Raw genomic sequence first — 4184 nt, forward strand, 5'->3', positions numbered from 1 at the left:
CACCATTCGCGCGTTGAAGGAAAAAATGAAAGCCCGTTTTCAAGCGCTGAAACCCTACTACCAGAAAGGCGCCCTGAAAGAAGGGGATGACGGCTATCTCTCCCAGGCAAACACCGGCGATTTGAACCTCAAGGAAAAAAGGGATCTCAACGGCCTTGTGGATGCCGAAAACAGCGACCGCAGAACCCTCTATTCAGAGGTGGCCAAGGCCTTGAAGATCGATCCGGGCCAGGTCGACCGGATTGCAGGGATCTTTGCCAAAGAGTGGCAAAAGCCGGTGAGGTAGGTTCCGAAGCAGGATATTCAGGCGCGCGAAAAATTGAAGCTCCCTGCAGCAAGCTGCGGGGATAGCGCTTGCTGTTGCAGTTCAGGTTAATCCTTCGATACGGCGGCTTCTCGTACAAGGTCTTTGGAGTGGTCGCGGGCAACCAGCATGTAGATCGACGGGATGACGAAAAGCGTAAAGAGCGTGCCGACGGCCATGCCGCCCACGAGCACCAGACCGATGGAGTTCCGGGCAGCGGCACCTGCGCCGGTGACCAGTGTCAGCGGAAAGTGGCCGGCGATGGTGGCCCCGGTGGTCATGAGAATCGGGCGCAGGCGGGTCATGGCCGCTTCGCGGACGGCCTCTCGTTTAGATCGTCCAAGCACCTGCAGTTTGTTGGCGAACTCAACAATGAGTATGCCGTTCTTTGACACCAAACCGACGAGGGTTACCAATCCCACCTGGGAATATATATTGAGCGTGGTTGTCCAGCCGCGTGTCCAGAATGGGATGTTCGGGTCCGGCATCTTCAGGAAGGTAAAAATGAGTGCGCCGAACATGGCCAGCGGCACCGAACCGGCGAGAATAACAAAAGGATCGCGGAAACTGTTGAACTGAGCCGCAAGCACAAGGAAGATGAGGACCACGGCAAGCCCGAATGCCGGAAGAAATTTATTACCTTCGGTTCGGAGTTGGCGCGACTCTCCCGTATAATCGAGCACATATCCCTGGGGCAGAATCTTGGCGGCTTCGTTTTCAAGATAACCCAGCGCCTGGTCAAGCGGACGGATGCTCACGCCGCTGATCGTAACGGCATTGAGTTGCTGAAAGCGATTCAGCGAGCGCGGTACGGTGGAATCGCGAATCTCAGCGATGGTGCTGAGCGGCACGAGCTGCCCGGTCGGTCCGGTAATGTAAATGTTTTCGAGCTGATCCGGGTTGAGGCGGTCCATGCGTTTGATCTGCGGGATGACCTTGTAACTGCGACCGGCGATGCTGAATCGATTGACAAAATCACCGCCTACCATCGATGCCAGATCAGCCCCGACCTGCTGGAGGTTGAGACCCAGATCCGCCACCAGATCGCGATTGATGACGATTTCCGACTGGGGCTGATCGATCTTGACGTCGATAATCGGCGGGAAGGCAAACAAACCGCTCTGTATCGCTTTGAGCTGGATCTTTCGCGCAAAATCCAGGATCTGGTCAGGTTCAGCCGTCGATGCGAGGATGAATTCCACCGGGAACTGGCCGCCACCCGGGAGCGCCGGCGGCGTCACCGGTAGCACCCGGATTCCCGGGATGGCATGCAGTTTTCGCTGGACATCTGGCAGCACTTGAAAGACGGTGCGCTTGCGCTCGTCCCACGGCTTCAAAACCATGCCTCCAAAACCCGAGGTCGGATATGTAACCTGAAAGGTGAAATTTGACTCCGGCTCGCCGAGAAAAACCCGGTTGACCGCCGCGGCATACGGGCTGTTCTGGTCGAGGGAAGAATTGGCCGCCGCTTCGATGATACCGAAAATGACGCCTTGATCCTCGATGGGTGCAAGTTCCTTGGGGGACATGGTGAACATGGGTATGGTCAGCAGGCTCACAACGATCCACACCATGTATACGGCCGGACGGGAGTTGAGGGTAGCGTCGAGCCGGCGGCCGTAGAACTCACGAAACCGTTTGAAATCGCGGGCAATTTTGCCTGAAAATCCACGTTCCGCCATCCCGGGTTTCAGCATCTTGGACGACATCATGGGCGATAGTGTGAGGGCAACGATCCCGGAGATAATGACCGCGCCCGACAGTGTGATAGCAAACTCGAGGAAAAGAGTTCCGGTAAGGCCGCCCTGTAACCCGATGGGCGTATAGACGGCCGCCAGTGTCACCGTCATGGCGATGATGGGACCGACGAGTTCTCGGGCGCCGAGCAAGGCGGCGTCGAGCGGGGAGCGACCTTCACCAAGGTGCCGCTCGACATTTTCCACCACCACGATGGCATCATCGACCACAAGACCCACGGACAGCACAATGGCCAGCAGTGTGAGGAGGTTGATGGTAAAGCCGAACACCTGTATCAGGAACACCGCACCGATAAGAGACAAAGGAATGGCCACCACCGGAATGAACGCCGATCGGAGCGAGCCGAGAAACAGGAAGATAATAAAGATAACGATCAGCAGGGTTTCGCTAAGGGTTTTGAGCACTTCGTGAATGGCGTTTTCGATGTAAGTGGTGGCATCGTAGGCGACGCGTGCCTGCATGCCGCTGGGCAGATCCTTCTGGACGGCCGCCATCTCGGACCGCACACGACGGATCACGTCCAGCGAATTGGCGTTTGGCAAAGGCCAGATGCCCATGAATACAGCGGTCTGTCCTGAGAAGTGTACCTCCGCATCATAATCCTCAGCGCCCATTACGACATCGCCGATATCCTCCAATCGAACCGTGGCGCCGGCCTGCTCGCGTATCACAAGACGCTTGAACTCCTCAACGGAGCTGAGATCAGTGTTCGCGGTCAGATTGACTTGAACGAGCGAACCTTTGGTGCGGCCGACCGCGGCGAGGTAGTTGTTGGCAGCCAGGGCCTGGCGCACTTGCACCGGGCTGATGTTGAGCGCGGCCATGCGATCGGGTTTGAGCCAGATGCGCATGGCAAAGGTGCGGGCACCGAGGATATCAGCGCGCTGCACGCCTTCGACGGCTGAAAGCCTCGGCTGGACGATACGGACGAGATAATCTGTGATCTCATTCTGTTTTAAAACATCGGACGTGAAACTGAGATAGGCCGATGCGAATTGGGTGTCGGCTGACTCGACGTTAATGACGGGCACTTCGGCTTCCGGGGGCAGGTCATTGCGGACCTGGTCCACTTTGGAACTGATTTCCGAAAGTGCCTTGATGGGATCGTAGTTGAGCTTCAGACGCGCGGTGATGGTCGAAACCCCCAGACTGCTTTTCGACTGGATGTAATCAATGCCGTCGGCCGCCGCAATGGCGCGCTCCAGCGGTGTGGTGATGAATCCGGCCACCAGGCCGGCGCTGGCACCGACATAGACGGTGGAAACGGTCACCGCCGAGTTTTCACTGCGGGGATACTGGCGGACGTTGAGCGATCGGATCGCCTGTAACCCGGCAATGATGATTACGAGGTTGACCACCATTGCGAGGACGGGACGGCGGATAAAGAGGTCGGTGAGTTTCATGGTTTGGGATAACCCCGACAGAGTTCGCTCAATTAAAGTTTGGCACAATGACGCCGGATCAATTGTCGCTTATTTTGGGCCTGAGTTTGAATTCAGGGGCAAGGGTATTGTCTACGACAACGGCCTGACCGTTGCGCAGTTTGAAAACACCGGTGCTTACGATGGTTTCGCCTTCTTTCAATCCGGAAGAAACGGCAATGAAATCGCCGCGCTTTTCTCCGAGCCTCACAAACTGCTGGCGCACGCTCTTACCCGGCGGGCTGTTTTTTTCACTTTTCTTCTCATCCACGACAAACACCGAATCGCTGTAAGGGGCGTAAAGTACGGCCGTGGAAGGGATGGCGAGAACTTTATCCTGGGCCGGCAACACCACCGCAACATTGACGAACATGCCGGGACGGAGCTGTTCCTGGGGATTCGCCGCTGTCGCCTGAACTCGGATGCTTCGTGTGGCGGCATCTACTGCCGGATTGATCGCCGTAATTTTGCCCTCAATCACCCGGCCGGGAAGTACATCGGTTGTCACCCTCACGGTGAGACCCGGTTGGATCTGTGCGAGCTGTTGCTGCGGTATCGAAAAATTTACAAAAATAGGATCTAAAGACTGAAGCGAAACGATGGCATCGCCCTCATTGAGGATCTGACCCAGGTTGACCAAACGAATACCTAATCGGCCGGCAAAGGGCGCCCGAATAGTTTTTTTCGAAATGGCCGAACGG

Annotated in this window: 3 protein-coding genes; 1 reads left to right on the forward strand and 2 read right to left on the reverse strand. The window is 56.5% G+C overall.

The window, feature by feature from the left end; translation table 11 throughout:
* Positions 1–286 (forward strand): DUF1318 domain-containing protein (locus ABYV26_RS21985; protein WP_372683501.1); only part of this gene is annotated, 286 nt, incomplete at its 5' end.
* 86 nt (positions 287–372) lie between these two features.
* Here the strand turns inward: ABYV26_RS21985 and ABYV26_RS21990 are convergent.
* Both ABYV26_RS21990 and ABYV26_RS21995 read right to left on the reverse strand, forming a co-directional pair.
* The gene (locus ABYV26_RS21990; protein WP_372683502.1) at positions 373–3465 is read right to left on the reverse strand and encodes an efflux RND transporter permease subunit; all 3093 of its coding nucleotides are present in this window, start codon (positions 3463–3465) and stop codon (positions 373–375) included.
* Between the two features lie 58 nt (positions 3466–3523).
* A partial coding sequence (locus tag ABYV26_RS21995) for an efflux RND transporter periplasmic adaptor subunit (protein ID WP_372683503.1) occupies positions 3524–4184 on the reverse strand: 661 nt, incomplete at its 5' end.

The sequence above is a fragment of the Desulfosarcina sp. genome (assembly GCF_041551955.1).
Classification (GTDB): domain Bacteria; phylum Desulfobacterota; class Desulfobacteria; order Desulfobacterales; family Desulfosarcinaceae; genus Desulfosarcina.